This is a genomic window from Luteimonas sp. R10 (assembly GCF_045689605.1).
Lineage (GTDB): Bacteria > Pseudomonadota > Gammaproteobacteria > Xanthomonadales > Xanthomonadaceae > Luteimonas.
This window is the reverse complement of record NZ_CP141262.1, coordinates 165,520-186,155: the sequence shown is the minus strand read 5'-3', so window position 1 is coordinate 186,155 and position 20,636 is coordinate 165,520. Positions and strand designations below refer to the sequence as shown.

Below are 20,636 nucleotides of genomic sequence, written 5' to 3'. Positions count from 1 at the left end.
AGCGCGAAACATACGGATCGTACCTCCCGATCGCATCCGACCCCGGGGAGAGCATGAGCATGAGCGCCATCAGGATCGTCACCCTTCTTTCCGGCAGCGCGTTGTTGTTCGCCGGCGGGCCGGGCCTTCCCGCCGCCGTCGCGCAGGACGTACAGGCCCCTGCCGCAACGGCAGATGCACAGGATCGCGCCGACGCGGCGCAGGCGCCATCGCCGGCGGTGCAGGACACGGCCGCCACGCTCGACACGGTGCAGGTCACCGGCTCGCGCGTGCTGAAGGCCGGCTACGCATCGCCGACGCCGGTGACCACGATCGATTTCGAGCAGATCGAACTCGCCGCGCCCAACAACATCGCCGACTACCTCAACACCATGCCCTCGCTGGTCGGCGACGCCACCACCACCCAGGGCAACAACTCGATCAGCTCCGGCACCACCGGCATGAACCGCCTCAATCTGCGCGGCCTCGGCACCGACCGCACCCTGGTGCTGGTCGACGGCCGCCGCTTCGTCGGCTCCAACCTGCAGGGCAACGTCGACGCCAACGGCCTGCCGAACGCGCTGATCCGCCAGGTCGACGTGGTCACCGGTGGCGCGTCGTCGGTGTACGGCTCCGACGCGGTGGCCGGCGTGGTCAACTTCCTACTCGACACGCGCTACACCGGCACCAAGGGTTACGTGCAGTTCGGCGAGTCCGCCGAGGGCGACGACACCCAGCAGAACATCGGCCTCACCTTCGGCCGGCCGTTCGCGGAAGGACGCGGACACCTGCTGCTCAACGCCGAATACGCGCACAGCGACGGCATCGGCGCGGCACGCGACCGCGACTGGTTCCGCGGCTGGGGCAACATGATCAATCCCGACTGGACCGAGGGCAACGGCCAGCCCTATCGCATCACCGTGCCGTTCCTGAACCGGCCCAACGAGGCCTTCGGCGGCCTGATCACCGACGGCCCCTTGCGTGGCACCACGTTCGATCCCGACGGCTCGCCGCGCCCGTTCGACTACGGCACCCTCGACCTCACCGGGTCCAATTCTTCCGGCGGCGAACTCGACGGCCATTTCGCGGCGATGTCGCTGAAGGGCGACGTGCGCCGCAAGAACGCGTTCGGCCGCGCCTCGTTCGAGATCTCCGATGCGTTCGAACTGTTCGCCGAGGCCAGCGCCGCCAATTCGGTGGCGACCACCCACTCGTCCTACAACTACTTCGGCGGCAGCCTCACCATCCGCGACGACAATCCCTATCTCGATCCGCGCACGCGCGCCGCGATGGCCGAAGCCGGCGTGGACAGCGCTCCCTATGGGTTGCTGCTGGGCGTCGCCTCGCCGCGTGTGGAGGTCGACACCTACCGCGCCGTGGTCGGCCTGAGCGGCATGGTCGGCGAGACCTGGGATGTCGACGCGTACTACCAGTACGGCGAGAGCCGGCTGTCCACGCGCGTGCTCAACGTCACCAACAGCGGGCGGCTGGCGCAGGCGATCGACGCGGTGGTGGACCCCGACAGCGGGCGCATCGTCTGCCGCTCCAGCCTGGCCGATCCCGGCAACGGCTGCGTGCCGCTGAACACCTTCGGCGGCGCGGCGCCCGACGATCCGGCGCTGGACTGGGTGAACGGTTCGCCGTGGATCGACCAGACCGTCACCCAGCAGGTCGCCTCGGCGAGCATGAGCGGCGAAGCGTTCTCCACCTGGGCCGGACCGGCGACGCTGGCGTTCGGCGCCGAGCATCGACGCGAGAGCGTGCGCGGCCGCAGCGACGAGGCCGGACAGCGGCGCGAGTGGCTGTTCGGCAACTTCCTGCCCACCCGCGGCTCGAACCGGGTCAACGAGGCCTTCGCCGAAGTGCTGATGCCGCTGGCGGAGACGCTGGAGTTCAACGGCGCGGTGCGCGTGGCCGACTACAGCTACTCCGGGATCGAGGTGCCGTGGAAGGCGGGCCTGACCTGGCGGCCGCTGCAGTCGCTGCTGCTGCGCGGCGTGCGTTCGCGCGACATCCGCGCGCCCAACCTGAGCAACCTCTACCAGGCGGGGCTGACCCAGCGCCAGAACGTGCTCGACCGCTGGAACGGCGACGTGCGCCAGAACATCCTGCGCATCTCGCAGGGCAACCTGGACCTGAACCCGGAAATCGCCGACACCACCAGCCTCGGCGTGGTGTTCACGCCCGCCGGCCTGCCCGGCCTGCAGGGCGCGATCGACTACTACAGCATCGACATCAAGGACGCGATCTCCACGTTGAGCAACCAGGAGACCGTCGACGGCTGCTACGAAGGCGACCAGTCGCTGTGCCGGTACGTCACCCGCGACGCCTCGGGCACGATCACCGAACTGCTGATCCAGCCGATCAACATCGCCAACCAGAAGGTGCGCGGCGTCGACGTCGACCTGTCGTACCGGCACGGCCTGCCCACGCTCGGCGACGATGCCGACCTCGACTTCCGCGTGGTCGCCAGCCGCCTGCTGGAGGATACCCGCGAGACGCCGTTCGCCAGTCACGACTATGCCGGCGAGAACCGCGACGGTTCGCCGAAGTGGCGCGCGCTGGCCACCGCGACCTTCCGCAGCGGCCCGGCCCGGCTCGGCGCCTCGGCGCGCTTCATCGGTTCCGGCGTGCTGCGCAACGACTGGGTGGACGGCGTGGACATCGACGACAACACCGTGCCCAGCACCTGGTACCTCGGACTGTTCGGATCGTATGCCTTCGGCGACCGGATGGAGGCGTACTTCCGGATCGACAACGCGCTCGACCGCGATCCGGTGGTGATCGCCACCGACAACAACGGCCTCAATGCGACCCTCTACGACGTGGTCGGCCGCTACTTCACCGCGGGGCTGCGGTTCGAGTTCTAGCACGGCACCACGGGCGCGGCGGGCACGGCCCGGCCGTCGCGCCCGTCGCCCGGCGCACGCGCGCCGGTCTCCGCCGCGGGCCGGGAGAGACACCATGCCGATCTGTTCGATTCCGTCGCGCCCGCTCGCGCGCCTGCTGGTCGCGGCCGTGCTCGCGTGCTGCATCGTCTGCACCGTGTCCGCGCAGACGCGGCAGTTGCTCAACTACGCCGCGATCCAGAAACCGGAGGCCGGTACGCGCGGCATGGTGGTCAGCCAGAACGCGCTCGCCAGCCAGACCGGCGCCGGGATCCTGCGCCAGGGGGGCAACGCGGTCGACGCGGCGGTGGCCACCGCCTTCGTGCTGGCGGTGACCCTGCCGCGCGCCGGCAACATCGGCGGCGACGGCTTCATGCTGGTGCACCTGGCCGACGAAGAGCGCACGGTGGCGATCGACTACCGCTCGGCGGCACCGGCCGCGGCCACCCTCGACGCCTACCTCGACGAGAACGGCGAACTGTCCGGCGGCCAGTCCGCGGGCTACCGCGCGGCCGGCGTGCCGGGCACGGTCGCGGGGCTCGCTTTGGCGCACGAGCGCTACGGGCGCCTGCCCTGGGCCACGCTGCTGCAACCGGCGATCCGGCTGGCCGAGGACGGCGTGGTCCTGAGCCGCGACGAGGCCTTCGCGCTGGACTGGGGCCGCGAGCGGCTGGCCCGCAGCGCCGCCGGCGCCGCCGTGTTCCTGCACGAGGACGGCAGCGCGTTGCGCGCCGGCGAGCGGCTGGTGCAGCCCGACCTGGCCTGGTCGCTGCGGCAGATCGCCGAGCACGGCGCCGACGCGTTCTACCGCGGCGCGATCGCGCAGCGCCTCGCCGACGGCATGCGCCGCCACGGCGGCCTGCTGACGCTGGAGGACCTGGCGGCGTACCGCGCCATCGAGCGCGAGCCGCTGGTCGGCCGCTATCGCGGCGTCGAGGTGGTGACGATGCCGCCGGCCAGCGGCGGCGGCCCCGGCATCGTGTCCATGCTCAACCTGCTCGAGACCTTCGACATGCGCGCTGCCGGCGCCCGTTCGGCGGACGCGCTGCACCGCATGGCCGAGGCGATGAAGCTCTCCTGGCGCGACCGCGTCCGCCATGCCGGCGATCCGGGCTTCGTCGACGTGCCGCTGGCGGGCATGACCGCGAAGGCCTACGCCGCCGCGCGCGCCGCATCGATCGATCCCGAGCGCGCCGCGCCGGCCGACGAGGTCGACGCCGGCGATCCGTGGGCGTTCGAGAGCACCGAAACCACCCACCTGTCGGTGATCGACGCCGACGGAAACGCCGTCAGCAACACCTACACCATCGGCGCCGACTTCGGCTCCGGGGTGATGATCGAGGGCGCGGGGTTCCTGCTCGGCAACCTGATCGGCAATTTCTCGCTCGGCGACCAGGCCGCCGAACGCGTGGACGGCCGCGTGCGCAGCGCGAACGCGCTCGCGCCCGGGCGGCGGCCGATCTCCAGCATGTCGCCGACCATGCTGTTCCGCGACGGCCGGCTGTGGATGGTGACCGGCAGTCCGGGCGGCAACACCATTCCCGGCACGGTCATGCAGACGATCGTGGACGTGGTCGATTTCGACCTGAACATCGCCGAGTCGGCGCACGCGCCGCGCATCCACCAGGACATGCGCTCGGGCGAGCTGCGCATCGAGCGCGGGATCAGCCCGGACACGCTGCGGATCCTCGCCGCGCGCGGCCACGAGGTGGTCGCCGACGAGACCATCGGCAGCACCCAGACCCTGCTGGTCGGGCCGGACGGCGTCGAGGGCGCGGCCGACCCGCGGCGCCCGGGCGCGACCGCCGCCGCGGAGTGAGCGGCGGCGCCGCGCGGACTCAGTGCCAGAAGTTGATGAACCCGGTGATCACCAGCGCATTGGTGAAGTCGATGAAGAACGCGCCCACCAGCGGCGCCACCAGGAACGCGCGCGGCGCCGGGCCGTAGCGCTCGACCAAGGTGCGCATCACCGCCATCGCGTTGGCGGTGGTGCCCAGCATGAAGCCGACGAAGCCGCCGCCCATCACCGCCGCGTCGTAGTCGCGGCCCATCAGCCGGAACACCACGCCGCAGAACAGCGCCACGATCAGCACCTGCAGCGCCAGGTTCACCAGCAGCGGCGTGGCCAGGCCCGCCAGCTCCCACAGCTTCAGGTTCATCAGCGCCACCGCCAGGAACAGCGCCAGGCAGATGTTGCCGATCAGGTCGGTGGTGCGCACCGGCAGGCCGATCCAGCCGGTGCGGTCGTCGATGTTGCGGATCAGCGCGCCCACCAGCATCGCGCCGACGTAGGCGGGCAGGGTGAGGCCGGTCGCGGAGATGCCGGCGCTGACCCACGAGCCGAGCCACATCGCCACCAGGATCACCACGATGCTCTTGAGCGCGCCGAACTCGCGCGCCGCCTCGTCCGGGGCCGGATCGTCGACGCCGCCCGCGACCACGGCGGCCATCGCATCCGCCGCCGCGGCGTCCGGCGCCGGCTCCGGCGTGCGCAGCTGGAAGCGCCGGATCAGCATCGTCACCACCGGGCCGCCGATCAGGCCGCCGCAGACGATGCCGGCCATCGCCGAGGCCAGCGCCACCGATTCGGCGCCGGCCACGCCCGCCTCCTCGAACAGCGGCGCGAACGCCAGCCCGGTGGCCGGCCCGCCGGTCAGCGTGGTGGACCCGGCGAGCACTCCGAACAGCGGGTGCAGGCCGAAGCCGGTGGCGACCAGGATGCCGAGCAGGTTCTGCACCACCGCGAAGCCGCTGGCCAGCGCCAGGAACAGCAGCACCTGGCGGCCGCTGATCTTCAGCAGCGCGACGCTGGCATTGACGCCGATGGTGGTGAAGAACGCGATCATCAACGGCGTCTGCAGGCTGGTGTCCAGCGTGAACAGCGTGGTGTCCTGCGTGTGCGCCACCAGCACCGCCAGCGCCACCACCAGCCCGCCTACCACCGGCGCGGGCAGGTTGTAGCGGGAGAGGACGGGAATCGCGCGGCACAGCGCGTAACCGAGGAAGAGGGTCAGGCCCGCAAGGGCCAACGTCTGTACCGCGTCGAGTTCAAGCATCGATTCTCCTTCTGCCCGCGCGCAGAGTCAGCGACAGACGTCGCCCACCGGCCGGTGCCTGAGCACGCGTCCGGCGGCAACCCCGGTCAGGCTGCCGTCGTCGATAACCAGCGCACCATTGACCAGCAGATAGTCGACGCCCTCCGACAGCCTGCGCGGGTTCAGGTAGTCGGCCTTCGGCGCGAAGCGCTCGGGATCGAATACCACGATGTCGGCGAAATGATCCGGACGCAAGTATCCGCGCCGCTCCAGGCCGAGGCTGTCGGCGCTCAGGCCGGTCGAGCGATGGATGAAATCGTCCACGGAGATGACCCGGTCCTGGCGAACGAAGCGTTCGTACTTCTCGGGGAACGTCGCGTACTGGCGTGGATGTCCGTCGCTGCCGTCGGAACTGGTGAGCACCCACGGTTGGCGCATGAACAGCTCCACGTCCTCCCGGTCCATGTTGAACGAGGACACCCGCTGCGCGGACCGTGCCGCAGCGTCGCCGTCGCCGCCTTCCCGGACGATGCGCAACGCCGCATCGACCGGGTCCGTGTCCCATTCGGCCGCGACGGCCTGCAGGGTCTTCCCTGTCCAGGGCCAGCCCTGGCCCGACAGCAGCAACGCCTCCGCGCCCCCCCGTCGCTGCAGGTTCTCGCGCATCTCGTCGCGGATGCGCGCGACCGTCGGCGGATCATCGAGACGTTCGAGCAGGGCGGCGCGGCCGCCGTCCACCGCCCAGCGCGGCAACAGCGCCGCGCTCAGGTTGGAGCCGGAAGCGAGCCAGGGATACTGGTCGGCGGTGACCGTCTGGCCGGCGGCCTGCGCCTGCTCGATCAGGCGAACGACGTCGCCGGCGCGGCCATGCACGTCGGTGCCAAGCGCCTTGATGTGGGCGAAGTGGACTGGAATGTCGGCGCTGCGGCCGATCTCGAGCACTTCGGCGACCGAGCCCAGCAACCCCAGCGTGTAGCTGGACTCGTCGCGCTGGTGGGTATCGTAGCGCCCGCCGCGGATCGCCGCCTCCCGGGCCAGGGCGACGACCTCGTCCGTGGTGGCGAAGCTCTGCGGCGCGTAGAACAGACCGGTCGACAAGCCGAACGCGCCTTCGCACATGGCATTGGCCACCATCTCGCGCATCCGCTGCAGTTCATCGTCCGTCGGTGCGCGCGCATCCTGTCCCAGCACGCGTGAACGGACCGCGCCGAAGCCGACGTACTGGGCGAGGTTGGTGCCGACGCCGTGACGTTCGAACCAGTCGCGGTCGGCGGCGACATCCGGCGTGCCGCCGCCGTCCACGCCGATGAACAGCGTGGTGACGCCCTGGAACAGCCACGGCGCATTGAGCCGCTCGTCCGGATCCTGCGAGCGGATGTAGCTGCCGGGATGCGTGTGCGGGTCGATGAAGCCGGGCGCGACGATGGCCCCGTCGGCATCGATGGTGCGCTCCGCGCGGTAGCGCGCCGCCGCATCCGGGCCGACGTGAACGATGCGATCCCCGGTCACCACCACGTCCGCGATCCGCGGGCCGTCGGGGCCGCCGTCGTAGACGGTACCGCCGGCGATCAACAGGTCCGCCGGCTCCGCGGTCGTGTCGTCGTCGGGAGCGGTGCAGGCGGCAAGCAGCAGCGAGGCGAGCGCGCCGCAGGCGGCGTAGCGGTATGGGTGGCGTCTGGTCATGCGGATGCTCCGGGGTGAACGCGTCTGTCGGGCGGCTGCGACGGCGCGACGCCCGCCCCGCCCCAGAATCCGGGCGCGGGCGGATGCAGTCGGCCGTCGCGCATGCGCACGCCGTCGTCGCGATCGCGTCGCAGCCACAGAGGGCCGTCGAGATCGACGAATTCGGCGTCGCGCGCAACGTGGAACGCGGGTGCGATGCCGAGCGACGAGCACACCATGCATCCGACCATGACGCGGAAGCCGCCTTCGCGCGCGGCTTTCAGCAATCGCAGCGCCTCGCTGAGGCCGCCGGTCTTGTCGAGCTTGATGTTCACCGCCTGGTAGCGATCCCTGAGCCGCGGCAGGTCGGCGGCGACATGGCAGGATTCGTCGGCGCAGATCGGCGTTGCCGACACGAAGCCGGACAGCGCCTCGTCCTGCGCGGCAGGCAGGGGCTGTTCGATCAGGTCGACCCGCGCTTCGGCCAGGACCGGTTGCAGCTCGCGCAGCAGGTCCAGGGTCCAGCTTTCGTTGGCATCGACGATCAGGCGGGCGTCCGGCGCGGCCTGCCGGACCGCGCGGATGCGCGTCCCGGGATCGCAGGCGTCGACCTTGAGTTTGATGAGTTCGAGCGTCGCCACCTGCGCGGCGGCCCGCGCCATTCTTTCCGGCGTGTCGATGCCGATCGTCTGTGCGCTGGCCAGCGCGGGCGGCGGCGTCCGGCCGAGCAGGGCGGCCACCGAGGAGCCGGTGCGGTTCGCTTCCAGGTCCCACAGTGCGCAGTCGATCGCATTGCGCGCGGCGCCCGGCGACAGCAGTTCGTCCAGTTGCGCGCGGTTGATGCCCGAGGCAATGGCGCCTTTGGCGAGCCCGATCTGCCCCAGCACCGAATCGACGGTTTCGCCGTAGCGCGCATACGGCACGGCTTCGCCGCGTCCTGCGATGCCGCCGTGCCGGATTTCCACCACCACCACCTCGGCCGAATGCTTGACCCCGCGCGAGATGCGGAACGGCGTGGCCAGCGGCCAGCTCCGGTGGCGGGCGATCAGCCGGCGAAGCATGAGAGCAGCCGGTCGACGATCCGGTCCGTGCCCATGGTCACCGGATCCTGCGCGGGCAGGCCCAGGAGGTCCTCCACTTCGCGGCAGGCGCGCCCGGCGGCGGCCGGCGCCAGGCGCGAGGTATTCAGCGACACGCCGACCGCCTGCGCGCCGGGGTTGGTCAGCCGGGCCGCGCGCAGGTTGGCCTCCAGGCACTCGCGCAGGTCGGGCAGCGGGAAGTGCGGCAACGCGCGCATGTGCGGGCGGCCGGGCTCGTGGCACAGCACCAGCGCGTCCGGCTGCGCGCCGTGCAGCAGGCCGAGCGACACGCCGGCATAGGACGGGTGGTACAGCGAGCCCTGGCCCTCGATCAGGTCCCAGCCGTCGTCCAGCCGCGCCGGCGAGACCCATTCGATGCCGCCGGAGATGAAGTCGGCCACCACCGCGTCGATCGGCACGCCGCGCCCGGCGATGAAGATCCCGGTCTGGCCGGTGGCGCGGAAGTCCGCGCGCACGCCGCGCTTGTGCAGTTCGCGCTCCAGCGCCAGCGTGGTGTACATCTTGCCCACAGAGCAGTCGGTGCCGACGGTGAGCAGGCGGCGGCCGGCGCGACGCGCGCCGGTGCCGACCGGCGTCTTCGGCGGCTCGCGCGCGTCGAACAGCACGCGGCCGTTGCGCTGCGCGGCCGCGGCGATCTCGGGATGGGAGCCGAGCCGCTCGTGCAGGCCGGACGCCACGTTCATGCCGGCGTCGAGCGCCGCGACCACGTGCGCGACCGCGCGCGGGTCCATCCGCCCGCCGGCGTTGGCCACGCCGACGATCATGGTGTTGACGCCGGCGGCGCGCGCCTGGGCGAAGTCCATGTCCGCCAGGCCGAGCGTGGTCCGGCAGTCCGCGTCGCGGAACTGGCCCACGCACCACTCCGGGCGCCAGAACGCCAGGCCGCGCGCGGTCTTGGCGGCGAGGTCGTCGTGCGCGTTGCCCAGGTACAGCAGGAACGGTGGCGGCCAGCCCGCGGCGGGATCGAAATGGGCGCGGGCTTCGTCGGGTCGGGACATCGGGTCACGCATTCCTTGTCGGCAGGTTCCGGGGTGGGGGCCGGCGCTACCGCCGAGAACGCCGGCCCTGCGGCCACGATAGGCATCGCGCCACGCGCGCACCATTGAAAAGACACCCGTCACGCATAACCGCAGGTTATGCGCGGCGGTGGCGCGCGCCGCTCCGTGCCAGACTGTTCCCCATGGACGCGCCGACCATCCTCATCGCCGACGACCACCCGCTGCTGAGGGCCGCGGTGCTGCATGCCCTGCAGGATAGCCTCGGTGCGATCCGCGTGGTCGAGGCCGAAAGCGCGTCGGCGCTGGCCTCGGTGCTGGCCGCCGATCCGGCGATCGAACTGGTGCTGCTCGACTTGGCGATGCCCGGCGCGCGCGGGCTGTCGTCGCTGGTCTACCTGCGCGGCGAGCGGCCGGAGCTGCCGGTGGTGGTGATCTCGTCGAACGACCATCCCCGCATTGTGCGTCGCGTGCAGCAGTTCGGCGCGGCCGGCTTCATCTCCAAGTCGGCGCCGGCCGAGTCGATCGGCCGGGCGGTGGCCGCGGTGCTCGACGGCGGCAGCTGGTTCCCGCCGTTGACGATCGAGCGTTCCGAGGACGACGCCCGGCTTGCCGCGCGCCTGGCGCAATTGACCCCGCAGCAGTTCCGGGTGCTGATGTGCCTGGCCGATGGCCTGCTCAACAAGCAGATCGCCCATGCGCTGGGGCTGGCCGAGAACACGGTGAAGGTGCACGTCACCGCGATCCTGAGGAAGCTCGAGTGCCACAGCCGCACCCAGGCCGCGGTGCTGGTCAAGGCGCTCGAGCGCGACGACGAGGTCTAGGGCCGGATCGACATGCGTGCCTTGGCCGGCTCCTGTGGGAGCGACGGGAGTCGCGACCGCCCGCCGGCGGAGCCGCGACGCCCCGGCAGCGGCATGTCGCTGCCGCTCCCCACGGGGTCGCCACGGCTCCGTCCGGGCCGGCTTCCGGGCGGAACAGCGAAGCGGCCCAGGCGTCACCCGCGCCGCAGCAGCAGCTGCGTCATCAGCGCGCGCAGCGCCGGCGGGCGCACCGGCTTGGCGAGAAAGCCCCAACCGGCCGCGCGGGCGCGCGCGTGCAGCGCCGGGTCCGTTTCGGCGGTGACCAGGATCACCAGCGGCGTGCATTGCCAGCGCTCGCACAGGGTTTCGAACACCGTCGGCCCGTCTTGCGCACCCAGGCGTACGTCGAGCAACACCAGGTCGGGCGCATTGTCGGGTGCGGCCGCGGCCAGCGCGGCGCCGGGGCCGTCGGACAGCGGCACGTCGCAGTCCCAGCGCCGCAGCAGCAGCCGCGTGGCGGCGCAGACGTGCGGATCGTCGTCGATGCACCAGACGCGGCAGCCGCGCAGTGGCGAGCCGTCGTCGGCCGGCGGCGGCTCGGGCGGCGGCGGGGCCGGCTCGGTGCCGGCAGCGACCAGCGGCACCGCGACCGCGAACACGCTGCCGATGCCGGGCCGCGAATGCAGGCCGACGCGGTGGTCGAGCAGCCGCGCGATGCGTTCGACGATCGCCAGTCCGAGGCCCGCGCCGCGGTCGCCGGCGGTGCCGGCGTCGAGCCGCCGGAACTCCTCGAAGATCTCGCCCTGCCGGTTGGGCGGAATGCCCGGGCCGGTGTCGTGCACCTCGATGCGCAGCAGGTCGCCGTCGCGGCGGCAGCCCAGCAGGATGCGGCCGCGCGCGGTGTAGCGCACCGCGTTCGACAGGAAGTTCTGCACCACGCGCCGCAGCAGGGCCGGATCGCTGCGCACCCAGGCGCGCGTGGGCACGTGGTCGAACTGCAGGCCGTGGGCGTGCGCCAGCACGCCGGTTTCGCTCGCCAGCCCGTCGAGCATCGGCCCGAGCGCGAAGCCGCGCACGTCGGTCCGCAACGTGCCGGACTCCAGGCGCGAGATGTCGAGCAGGCTGGCGAGGATGCCGTCCTGCGCCGCCAGCGCGCCGTCGATGCTGTCGGCGATGGCGCGGGTTTCGTCGTCGCGCAGGCGCGCACGCAGGCCGGAGACGAACATCCGCGCGGCGTTGAGCGGCTGCAGCAGGTCGTGCACCGCCGCGGCGGCGAATCGGCCCTTGTAGCGGTTCGCGGCCTCGGCCTCGCGCCGCGCCTGTTCCAGGTCGGCGGTGCGCTCGGCGATGCGCCGCTCGAGCGCGTCGGCCAGCGTGCGCAGTTCGCGCGCGGTGTTCTTGTAGCTGGTGATGTCGGCGTAGCTGGTCACGAAGCCGCCGTCGGGCAGCGGGTTGCCGCGGATCTCGAGCACCGTGCCGTCGTCCTTCTCGCTCTCGCGCATGTGCGGCCTGCCGCTGCGCAGATGGTCGAGGCGGCGCTGGATCGCTTCCTCGACCGGTCCCGGCCCGAGCAGCCCGCGTTGCGCGTTGTGGCGGAACACGTGCTCGATCGGCGTGCCCACCCGCACCAGGTCCGGCGGGAAGCGGAACAGCTCGATGTAGCGCGCGTTCCACGCGACGACGCGCAGGTCCGCGTCGATGATCACCACGCCCTGGGGCAGGTGCGCCAGGCGCCGGCTCAGGCCGGTGTCGGCCTCCTGCGCCGCGGCGACCAGGCCGTCGCGCGCGGTCCGCAGTTCCTCGGCGTGCTGCTGCACCAGCGTTTCGAGCTCGGCGCGGCTGCGCCGGCGCAATGCGCCCAGCCGCAGGCGCTGCTGCACGAACAGCAGCACGAACGCCAGCGCGACCCAGGACGCGCCGGCGATCGCCGCCCATTGCCGTGCCGCCGCCGCCACCGGCGCCGCATCGTGCAGCAGGTGCAGCGTCCAGCCGGTGTCGTCGAACGGCTCGCGCTGCCACAACCACAACCCCGGCATTTCCGGCGCAGCGATGCGCACCAGGCCGCTGCCGTCGGGCAGGGTGTGCAGCTGGCGGCCGGCGTGGGGGCGCAGCGTCTGCCCCTGGTACTGGCGGGTGGCCGCCAGTTCCGCGCGCGCACGCGTGTCCAGCGGCGCCAGGGTGCGATAGCGCCAGTCGTGGCGGCTGGCGAGGAACACCACGCCGAGCGCGTCGCTGACCAGCACGGTGTCGGCGTCCCGCGGCCAGGCCTGTTCGATCGCCGCCAGCTCGAGCTTGATCACGATCACGCCGATCGCGCGGCCGGCGTCGTCGCGCAGCGCTTCGGACAGGAAATAGCCCGGCACGCCGGTGGTCACGCCGATGCCGTAGAAGCGGCCGCGGCCCTCGCGCAGCGCCTGCTGCACGTAGGGGCGGAAGCCGTAGCGTTCGCCGACGTTGCTGCCCGGCTCGCGCCAGTTGCTCGCGGCGACCGCGATGCCGTCGGCATCGATCAGCGTCAGCGTCGATGCGCGCGTGGTGCGGTTGGCCTGTTCCAGGCGCAGGTTCAGGCGCTGCCGCGTGGCCGGGTCGACCGGCGCGGCCACGCCGGCGCGCAGGTCGGGATCGAGCGCCAGCACCTGCGGCAGCGCGCGATAGCGTTCGATCTGCTGCGCCAGCGCCTGCCGATGCAGTTCCAGCTGCTGGCGTGCCAGCCGCGCCTGGGTGTCGAGTTCGCGGCTTTCGCCGCCGCGCCAGGCGAGCGTCGTCGCCAGCGTCAGTCCGCCGGCCAGCAGCAGTGCGATCGACAGCAGCCGGCGGGTTCGGGCGTGATGCATCGGTGCCGATTGTAGGGGCCGCGAACCCCGGCGGGACGGGAACTTGCGGCCGTCTAGTACCAATGCGTTATCGGCAGCGCGGCGCGTCGGCGGTACAACGGCTGCCTCCGCCGCATGGCGCCCAGTCCCCCGTATGCGCACCGATTCCCCTCCGGCGCCGGCCGCCGCCCGCGTCCCGCTGTACCGGCAGCTCTACGTGCAGGTGCTGGTCGCGATCGCGTGCGGCGCTCTGCTGGGGCATTTCGCGCCGGCACTGGCCGAGCAGTTCAAGCCACTGGGCGACGGTTTCATCAAATTGGTCAAGATGATCATCGCGCCGGTGATCTTCCTGACCATCGTCACCGGCATCGCCGGCATGACCCAGCTGCGCACGGTCGGCCGGGTGTTCGCCAAGGCGATGGCGTATTTCCTGTTCTTCTCGACGCTGGCGCTGGTGATCGGCATGGTGGTCGCGCACGCGGTCAAGCCGGGCGCGGGCATGAACATCGATCCTGCCTCGCTGGACACCGGCGCGGTGGAGGGCTACGTGCAGGCCTCGCACGACATGTCCCTCGTCGGGTTCCTGCTCGACGTGATTCCCGCCACCATGGCCGGTGCCTTCGTCGACGGCAATATCCTGCAGGTGCTGTTCGTCGCGGTGCTGTTCGGCATCGCGCTGGCGCTGGCCGGCGACCGGGGCCGCCCGGTGCAGGTGTTGCTGGAAGCGCTGACCATGCCGGTGTTCAAGCTGGTGCACATCCTGATGAAGGCCGCACCGATCGGCGCCTTCGGCGCGATCGCCTTCACCATCGGCCGCTACGGCGTCGAGTCGCTCGCCAACCTGGCGTGGCTGGTCGGCACGTTCTACGCCAGCGCGCTGCTGTTCGTGCTGGTGGTGCTCGGCGCGGTATCGAGGCTGTGCGGCTTCTCGATCCTCAAGCTGATCCGCTACCTCAAGGCCGAGCTGCTGCTGGTGCTGGGCACCTCGTCGTCGGAGTCGGCGCTGCCGTCGCTGATGGAGAAGATGGAGAAGGCCGGTTGCCGGAAGTCGGTGGTCGGGCTGGTGGTGCCGACCGGCTATTCGTTCAACCTCGACGGCACCAACCTGTACATGACCCTGGCCGCGCTGTTCATCGCCCAGGCCACCGACACCGACCTGACGCTCTGGCAGCAGGTGATGCTGCTGCTGGTGGCGATGCTCAGTTCCAAGGGCGCGGCCGGCGTGACCGGCGCGGGCTTCGTGACGCTCGCCGCCACGCTGTCGGTGGTGCCCACCGTGCCGATCGCGGGCATGGCGCTGATCCTGGGCATCGACCGCTTCATGAGCGAATGCCGCTCGATCACCAACTTCATCGGCAATGCCGTCGCCACGGTGGTGGTGTCGCGCTGGGAGGGCGGGCTCGACCGGGCGCAACTGGCGCGCGCGCTCGACGGCGCGCCCATCGCCGATACCGGCACCGATACCGGAGCCGCGCCGCTGGGGCGCGGACTCGACGACACCACGATTGGGGAGGGCAGCACATGAAAGACAGCTGGATGGGCGGGGCCGCATTGGCATGCGTGCTGACGGCCTGCGCCTGGGCGGCGCCGGTGGCGGCGCAGCCGGGCGGCGTGGAGACGATGCCGCTGTGGCCCGACGGCCACCTGCCGCAGGTGGTGCAGGGGCCGGAGCTGGTCGGCAACGAGGGCAGCGCCATGGGCGCGGTGACCCGCGTGTCCGCGCCGCGCATGGAGATCCACCGCCCGGCGCGGCCGAACGGCACCGCGGTGCTGATCCTCGGCGGCGGCGGCTTCTTCCGCATCCAGGTCGGCACCGCCGCGCGGCCGATGGCGCAGTGGCTGGCCTCGATCGGGGTCACCAGCGCCGTGCTGTACTACCGGCTGCCGGTGGACGGCTGGCCGGCCTCGGCGCCGTTCGCCGACGGCCAGCGCGCGATGCGGCTGCTGCGGGCCAACGCCGCGGAGCTCGGCATCGATCCGGAGAGGATCGGCGTGATGGGATCGTCGGCCGGGGCGACCCTGGGCGGCATCCTCGCCACCCGCTTCGACCACGACTTCTATCCCGCGGTGGACACGGCCGACGCCCTTCCTTCGCGGCCGGACTTCGTGGCCATGCTGTACCCGGTCGTCACCCTGCGCGCGCCGTACGACACCACCCGCACGCGCCGCGAGCTGGGCACGCAGGCCGACGCGGTGGAGGCGTACTCGGTGGAGTCGCACGCGCGCGCCGACATGCCGCCGGTGTTCCTGGCCCACGCCGCCGACGACCCGATCGCCGACGTCGCCCACAGCCTGCTGATGTTCGACGCGGTGCGCGAACAGGGCGTGGACGTGGAGATGCACGTCTTCGACCGCGGCGGCCACAGCTGGGGGCTGGGCCGGCCCGGGACCCGGGCGGCGCAGTGGCCGCGCCTGTTCGCCACCTGGGCGCGCACGCACGGATTCATGTCCGCACCGCCCGCGCGCCTGCAGCCGCTGACCGGCGACATGCCGGCGCCGACGCCGACGACGGCCGAAGACGATGCACTTTCGCCGGAAGACGACGAGGACTGAGCCCGTGTTCCGACGCGACCCGAACGCCATGGAGATCCCGATGAACCGCAAATCCACCCGCGCCAGCTCGCCGACGGCGCTCGCCGCCGGAGCCCTGCTCGGCCTGGCCGCACTGCCGGGCCTGGCCGCCGATCCGGCCACCGATGCCGAACTGCGCGCGCTGATCGCCCAGCAGTCCGAACAGATCCGCCAGCAGGCGGTGCAGCTGGAAATGCTCAACCGGCGCCTGAGCGCGCTCGAAGGCGGCGGTGCCGGCAGCACGACGGCCGCCGCACCCGACGCCGCCGTGCAGGCGCAGGTGGCGGCCGCCGTGGCCGACACCCGCCAGGACGACATGGCCATCCTGCAGGCGCAGGTGGCGCAGCTCGCCGCCGGCGGCGGCACCGGCGGTGGCAACACCAGCTGGCGCCGCGGCGGCCCGGAGCTGCGCAACTCCGACCGCAGCTTCACCTTCCACCCGCGCGGCCGCATGCTGGCGGACTTCTCCGCCACCCGCGGCTCGGACTACGGCGAGCGCAACATCAACGGCTCGGAGATGCGCCAGGTCCGCCTGGGCGCCGAGGGCAGCATGGGCCCGCTGGGCTACAAGATCGACGCCGAGCTGGCCGACAACGACGTCAGCATCAAGGACGCCTACCTGTCCTGGGATACCCGGCTGGGGGCGCTGCCGGCCGAGTTCTACGTCGGCAACAAGCTCAAGGACCGCGCCATCGACAGCGCCACCACGCTCACCCGGGTGCCGTTCATGGAGCGCAACGCGGTGGCCTCGGTGGGCACGCCCGACAGCGGCTACTTCGGCCTGGGCGCGCAGATGAAGCTGATCGGCCAGAACTGGCACTACAGCCTGGGCGTGACCGGCGACGACATCGGCAACGCCGGCGCGGAAAGCGATTCGCTCACCTTCACCACGCGCGCCCACTGGAACCCGATCAAGCGCAGCGCCGGGTTCCTGCACCTGGGCGGCTGGTACGTGTACCAGGACCACGGCATCGACGCCGACCGCATCAACAAGGTGCCGCGCATCGCCTCGGGCTTCAACGACAACGTGCGCGTGTCGGCCAGCGCGATCGAAGGCGTGACCCGGGAGAACATCTGGGGCGCCGAGCTCGGCGGCACCTGGCGCAACTTCTGGGCCTTCGGCGAATACACCGAGCGCGACATCCACTCGTCCACCGAAGACGACGTCACCCACACCGCCACCTCGGCCTACGCCGGCTGGCTGATCACCGGCGAGAAGCCCGGCTTCAGCAGCCGCTCCGGCGTCTGGGGCACCACCCGCGTGGCGCGCCCGGTGACCGACGGCGGCATCGGCGCATGGGAACTGGCCACGCGCTACGACGAGTACGACTTCACCGACGCCGCCCGCGGCGGCGAGGGCGATGCCTGGACCCTGGGCCTGAACTGGTACCTGAACAATTGGTCGCGACTGATGCTCAACTACGTGCACTGGACCACCGACAACAACGTCGGCGCCTACCGGGGCCCCGATTCCGGCAACTCGCTCAACGTGCGCGCGCAGGTCGTGTTCTGAACCGGCGCCACGCGCAGCCGGCCGGATCCGCGCCCGGCCGGCCGCGCACGCTTTGCGATTAGAATCCCGTGCACAGACCCAGAGCGCCAAGGCCGATGTCCGAAAAACCCAGCAGCACCGAAACCGCCGAGGATTTCCGCAACGCCGCGCTCGACTACCACCGCCTCGCGCCCCCGGGCAAGATCAAGGTCGCCGCCACCAAGCCGATGCTCACCCAGCGCGACCTGGCGCTGGCGTACTCGCCCGGCGTGGCCCATGCCTGCGAGGCGATCGTGGCCGACCCCAACGCCGCCAGCGAGCTCACCGCGCGCGGCAACCTGGTGGCGGTGATCAGCAACGGCACCGCGGTGCTGGGCCTGGGCGACATCGGCCCCCTGGCCGGCAAGCCGGTGATGGAAGGCAAGGGCGTGCTGTTCCAGAAGTTCGCCGGCATCGACGTGTTCGACATCGAGGTCGACGAGCGCGATCCAGACAAGCTGGTCGACATCATCGCCAGCCTCGAGCCGACCTTCGGCGGCATCAACCTCGAGGACATCAAGGCGCCGGAGTGCTTCATCGTCGAGCGCAAGCTGCGCGAGCGGCTCAACATCCCGGTGTTCCACGACGATCAGCACGGCACCGCGATCATCGTCGGCGCCGCGGTGATCAACGCGCTGGAGATCGCCGGCAAGCAGATCGGGGACGTGAAGCTCGCCACCGCCGGCGCCGGCGCCGCCGGCATCGCCTGCCTGGACATGCTGGTGGCACTGGGCCTGAAGCCGGAGAACATCCTCGCCGTCGACCGTCACGGCGCGCTCTACACCGGCCGCGGCGACATGGACCCGGACAAGCAGCGTTACGCCCGCGACACCGGCAAGCGCACCCTGGCCGAGATCGTCGAGGGCGCCGACATCTTCCTCGGCCTGTCCGCCGGCGGCGTGCTCACCGCCGACATGGTGGCGACCATGGCCGAGCGCCCGATCATCCTGGCGCTGGCCAACCCGTACCCGGAGATCCTGCCGGAGGAGGCGAAGCGGGTGCGCCCCGACTGCATCATCGCCACCGGCCGCAGCGACTATCCCAACCAGGTCAACAACGCGCTCTGCTTCCCGTACATCTTCCGCGGCGCGCTCGATGTCGGCGCCACCGGCATCGACGAGGCGATGAAGCTGGCCTGCGTCAAGGCCATCGCCGAGCTGGCGAAGATCGAGGCCAGCGACCTCGGCAGCGCCTACGGCGGCGACCTGCCCACCTTCGGCCCCGACTACATCATCCCGCGCCCGTTCGACCAGCGCCTGCTGACCATGCTGGCGCCGGCGGTGGCCAGGGCGGCGATGGACTCGGGCATCGCCCTGCGCCCGATCGCCGACCTCGACGCCTACCGCGAGCGGCTCGGCCAGTTCCTCTACCGCACCGGCCTGGTGATGAAGCCGGTCTACGACCGCGCCCGCAGCGACCGCCAGCGCGTGGTCTACGCCGAGGGCGAGGAGGAGCAGGTGCTGCGCGCGGTGCAGACCGTGGTCGACGAGAAGCTCGCCTTCCCGATCCTGATCGGCCGCCCCGACGTGATCGAGAACCGGATCGAGCGGATGGGCCTGCGGCTGCAGGCCGGGCGCGACTTCGAACTCACCAACATCAACGACGACCCGCGGTTCAACGAGTACTGGCAGCAGTACCACGCCATCACCGAGCGCCGCGGCGTGACCCCGGACTCGGCCAAGAACCTGCTGCGCTCGCGGCCGTCGCTGATCGCCGCGCTGATGGTCGAGCGCGGCGAGGCCGACGCGATGATCTGCGGCCTGGTCGGGCGCTTCCACAAGAAGCTGGGCTACATCCGCAGCGTGTTCGCGCTCGATCCGGGCGTGCAGAGCACCTCGGCGATGACCGGCGTGGTCAACGACCGCGGCCTGTGGTTCTTCCTCGACACCCACGTGCAGCTCGACCCCAGCGCCGAGCAGATCGCCGAGAGCACCCTGCAGGCCAGCTACCGGCTCAGGCTGTTCGGCATCGAGCCGAAGGTGGCGCTGCTGTCGCACTCCAATTTCGGCAGCCACGACAATCCCAGCGCCGCCAAGATGCGCCGCGTGCGCGAGATCCTCGTCCAGCGCAAGCCGGACCTGGAGGTCGACGGCGAGATGATGGCCGACACCGCCTGGGACGAGCTCCTGCGCCGGCGCATCTTCCCCAACACCACGCTGTCGGGCCGCCCCAACCTGTTCGTGCTGCCGAACCTGGACGCGGCCAACATCGCCTACAACATGGTGCGGGTGATGACCGACGGCGTGGCGCTGGGCCCGATCCTGATGGGCATCAGCCGTCCCGCGCACGTCATGACCCCGACCTCCACCCCGCGGCGGGTGATCAACATGACCGCCATCGCCGCCGTCGAGGCCCAGATCCGCAAGACCCAGCGCGGCGGCGGCTGACAGTTCAAAGCGCCGAGAACCGCGGCGCCGCCACTCTCCGGCTTTTGTGGGAGCGACGGAAGTCGCGACGACCGGAGACGGCGAAGTCGCGACTGCCGTCGCTCCCACAAGGGCGGCTCGCGACGGCGGGCCCGGGCGACTGCTCGTCCCAGCGCCGGCCATTTAGCGGGCAACCTGGTGCGCCCCGCCTCCTGTGGGAGCGACGGCAGTCGCGACTGAGCTGTGTCCGGTCGCGCGTCTTACTGCAACCACTCCCACCAAAGGCATAGCGGTTTTCCGACAACCGTCCAGGGCATCTACCGATGCCCGCGACATCCCGGTTCCGCCATCGTTCGCGCATGGCAGCTTTCACTTCGACGACCGGATACCGCGCGCTGCGCAAGGGACGGGTTTCGATCCCGGGGCAGGTCTATCTCGTTACCACCGTCTGCCGGAACAGGCAGCCGTGGTTTGGAGAATGGCACTGCGCCCGGGTCGCGGCTTCGGCGCTGGGCGAATCCCGGCTCTGGCGCGGATCGCAGCCGTTGTGCTGGACGCTGATGCCCGACCACCTGCATGCGCTGGTCGCGTTGGGCGCGGACGAGCCGCTGTCGCGGCTGATGCAGCGGATCAAGGCGGTCACCGCCCGTGCCGCAATCCGCGCCGACGGCAGCCGGGATGCACATCTGTGGATGCCGGGTTTCCACGATCGCGCACTGCGACGCGATGAAGACCTACTTGCCGTCGCCCGGTATGTCATCGCCAACCCGCTTCGCGCGGGCCTGGCGTCCTCGGTCGCAGCGTATCCGTTCTGGGACGCGATCTGGATCGGAAACGGGCTGGATCTCCCGTGATGCATCCGGTCGGGATGGAGCAGATCGAAACCCGATGTT

At 71.4% G+C, this 20,636-nt stretch carries 13 protein-coding genes; 8 read left to right on the top strand and 5 right to left on the bottom strand.

Annotated elements, in window-relative coordinates; genetic code table 11:
* Positions 1-59 precede the first annotated feature (59 nt).
* Together U3649_RS00775 and ggt are read left to right on the top strand one after the other, a co-directional pair.
* On the top strand, positions 60-2,849 hold the full coding sequence (locus U3649_RS00775; RefSeq protein WP_407353001.1) for a TonB-dependent receptor plug domain-containing protein: 2,790 nt from the start codon (positions 60-62) through the stop codon (positions 2,847-2,849).
* A 94-nt stretch (positions 2,850-2,943) separates the two neighbouring features.
* A complete protein-coding gene (ggt, locus tag U3649_RS00770) occupies positions 2,944-4,686 on the top strand; it encodes a gamma-glutamyltransferase (RefSeq protein WP_407353000.1) in 1,743 nt (580 codons plus the stop codon).
* Positions 4,687-4,705: 19 nt separating this feature from the next.
* Here the strand turns inward: ggt and gltS are convergent, their stop codons facing one another.
* The 4 genes from gltS to dgcN are packed head-to-tail and all read right to left on the bottom strand — an operon-like array spanning position 4,706 to position 9,662.
* Complete coding sequence (gene gltS / locus U3649_RS00765) at positions 4,706-5,923, bottom strand: sodium/glutamate symporter (RefSeq protein WP_407352999.1); 1,218 nt, start codon at positions 5,921-5,923, stop codon at positions 4,706-4,708.
* A 27-nt stretch (positions 5,924-5,950) separates the two neighbouring features.
* On the bottom strand, positions 5,951-7,585 hold the full coding sequence (locus tag U3649_RS00760) for an amidohydrolase family protein (RefSeq protein WP_407352998.1): 1,635 nt from the start codon (positions 7,583-7,585) through the stop codon (positions 5,951-5,953).
* On the bottom strand, positions 7,582-8,625 hold the full coding sequence (gene dgcA / locus U3649_RS00755; RefSeq protein ID WP_407352997.1) for an N-acetyl-D-Glu racemase DgcA: 1,044 nt from the start codon (positions 8,623-8,625) through the stop codon (positions 7,582-7,584). Before dgcA ends, U3649_RS00760 begins: the two co-directional genes overlap by 4 nt.
* Positions 8,610-9,662 carry an N-acetyltransferase DgcN gene (gene dgcN / locus U3649_RS00750; RefSeq protein WP_407352996.1) on the bottom strand — a complete coding sequence of 351 codons (1,053 nt, stop codon included), beginning with the start codon at positions 9,660-9,662 and terminating at the stop codon, positions 8,610-8,612. Before dgcN ends, dgcA begins: the two co-directional genes overlap by 16 nt.
* Positions 9,663-9,844: 182 nt before the next feature.
* On the opposite strand from dgcN, the gene U3649_RS00745 reads away from it, so the two are divergent.
* Entirely contained in the window at positions 9,845-10,483 is a 639-nt protein-coding gene (locus U3649_RS00745) for a LuxR C-terminal-related transcriptional regulator (RefSeq protein WP_407352995.1), read from the top strand.
* Positions 10,484-10,656: 173 nt separating this feature from the next.
* Here the strand turns inward: U3649_RS00745 and U3649_RS00740 are convergent, their stop codons facing one another.
* On the bottom strand, positions 10,657-13,296 hold the full coding sequence (locus U3649_RS00740) for a PAS-domain containing protein (protein WP_407352994.1): 2,640 nt from the start codon (positions 13,294-13,296) through the stop codon (positions 10,657-10,659).
* Between the two features lie 133 nt (positions 13,297-13,429).
* On the opposite strand from U3649_RS00740, the gene U3649_RS00735 reads away from it, so the two are divergent.
* The 5 genes from U3649_RS00735 (at position 13,430) to U3649_RS00715 (ending at position 20,597) form a co-directional block, all read left to right on the top strand.
* Positions 13,430-14,800 (top strand): dicarboxylate/amino acid:cation symporter, encoded by a 1,371-nt coding sequence (locus tag U3649_RS00735; protein WP_407352993.1) that lies wholly within the window; start codon positions 13,430-13,432, stop codon positions 14,798-14,800.
* The gene (locus tag U3649_RS00730; RefSeq protein ID WP_407352992.1) at positions 14,797-15,828 is read left to right on the top strand and encodes an alpha/beta hydrolase; all 1,032 of its coding nucleotides are present in this window, start codon (positions 14,797-14,799) and stop codon (positions 15,826-15,828) included. Before U3649_RS00735 ends, U3649_RS00730 begins: the two co-directional genes overlap by 4 nt.
* 40 nt (positions 15,829-15,868) lie before the next feature.
* A complete protein-coding gene (locus U3649_RS00725) occupies positions 15,869-17,359 on the top strand; it encodes an OprO/OprP family phosphate-selective porin (protein ID WP_407352991.1) in 1,491 nt (496 codons plus the stop codon).
* A 95-nt stretch (positions 17,360-17,454) separates the two neighbouring features.
* Positions 17,455-19,764 (top strand): NADP-dependent malic enzyme, encoded by a 2,310-nt coding sequence (locus U3649_RS00720; RefSeq protein ID WP_407352990.1) that lies wholly within the window; start codon positions 17,455-17,457, stop codon positions 19,762-19,764.
* Between the two features lie 302 nt (positions 19,765-20,066).
* Positions 20,067-20,597, top strand: coding sequence for an REP-associated tyrosine transposase (locus tag U3649_RS00715; RefSeq protein ID WP_407352989.1), 531 nt, complete (start codon positions 20,067-20,069; stop codon positions 20,595-20,597).
* Positions 20,598-20,636 lie beyond the last annotated feature (39 nt).

Excerpts from the sequence above, each read along its gene's own strand:
- U3649_RS00745 (WP_407352995.1), top strand. The coding sequence starts at position 9,845 with ATGGACGCGCCGACCATCCTCATCGCCGACGACCACCCGCTGCTGAGG.
- U3649_RS00715 (WP_407352989.1), top strand. The coding sequence starts at position 20,067 with ATGCCCGCGACATCCCGGTTCCGCCATCGTTCGCGCATGGCAGCTTTC.
- U3649_RS00735 (WP_407352993.1), top strand. The coding sequence starts at position 13,430 with ATGCGCACCGATTCCCCTCCGGCGCCGGCCGCCGCCCGCGTCCCGCTG.
- U3649_RS00720 (WP_407352990.1), top strand. The coding sequence starts at position 17,455 with ATGTCCGAAAAACCCAGCAGCACCGAAACCGCCGAGGATTTCCGCAAC.
- gltS (WP_407352999.1), bottom strand. The coding sequence starts at position 5,923 with ATGCTTGAACTCGACGCGGTACAGACGTTGGCCCTTGCGGGCCTGACC.
- U3649_RS00740 (WP_407352994.1), bottom strand. The coding sequence starts at position 13,296 with ATGCATCACGCCCGAACCCGCCGGCTGCTGTCGATCGCACTGCTGCTG.
- U3649_RS00725 (WP_407352991.1), top strand. The coding sequence starts at position 15,869 with ATGAACCGCAAATCCACCCGCGCCAGCTCGCCGACGGCGCTCGCCGCC.
- dgcA (WP_407352997.1), bottom strand. The coding sequence starts at position 8,625 with ATGCTTCGCCGGCTGATCGCCCGCCACCGGAGCTGGCCGCTGGCCACG.
- dgcN (WP_407352996.1), bottom strand. The coding sequence starts at position 9,662 with ATGTCCCGACCCGACGAAGCCCGCGCCCATTTCGATCCCGCCGCGGGC.
- U3649_RS00730 (WP_407352992.1), top strand. The coding sequence starts at position 14,797 with ATGAAAGACAGCTGGATGGGCGGGGCCGCATTGGCATGCGTGCTGACG.
- U3649_RS00775 (WP_407353001.1), top strand. The coding sequence starts at position 60 with ATGAGCGCCATCAGGATCGTCACCCTTCTTTCCGGCAGCGCGTTGTTG.
- ggt (WP_407353000.1), top strand. The coding sequence starts at position 2,944 with ATGCCGATCTGTTCGATTCCGTCGCGCCCGCTCGCGCGCCTGCTGGTC.
- U3649_RS00760 (WP_407352998.1), bottom strand. The coding sequence starts at position 7,585 with ATGACCAGACGCCACCCATACCGCTACGCCGCCTGCGGCGCGCTCGCC.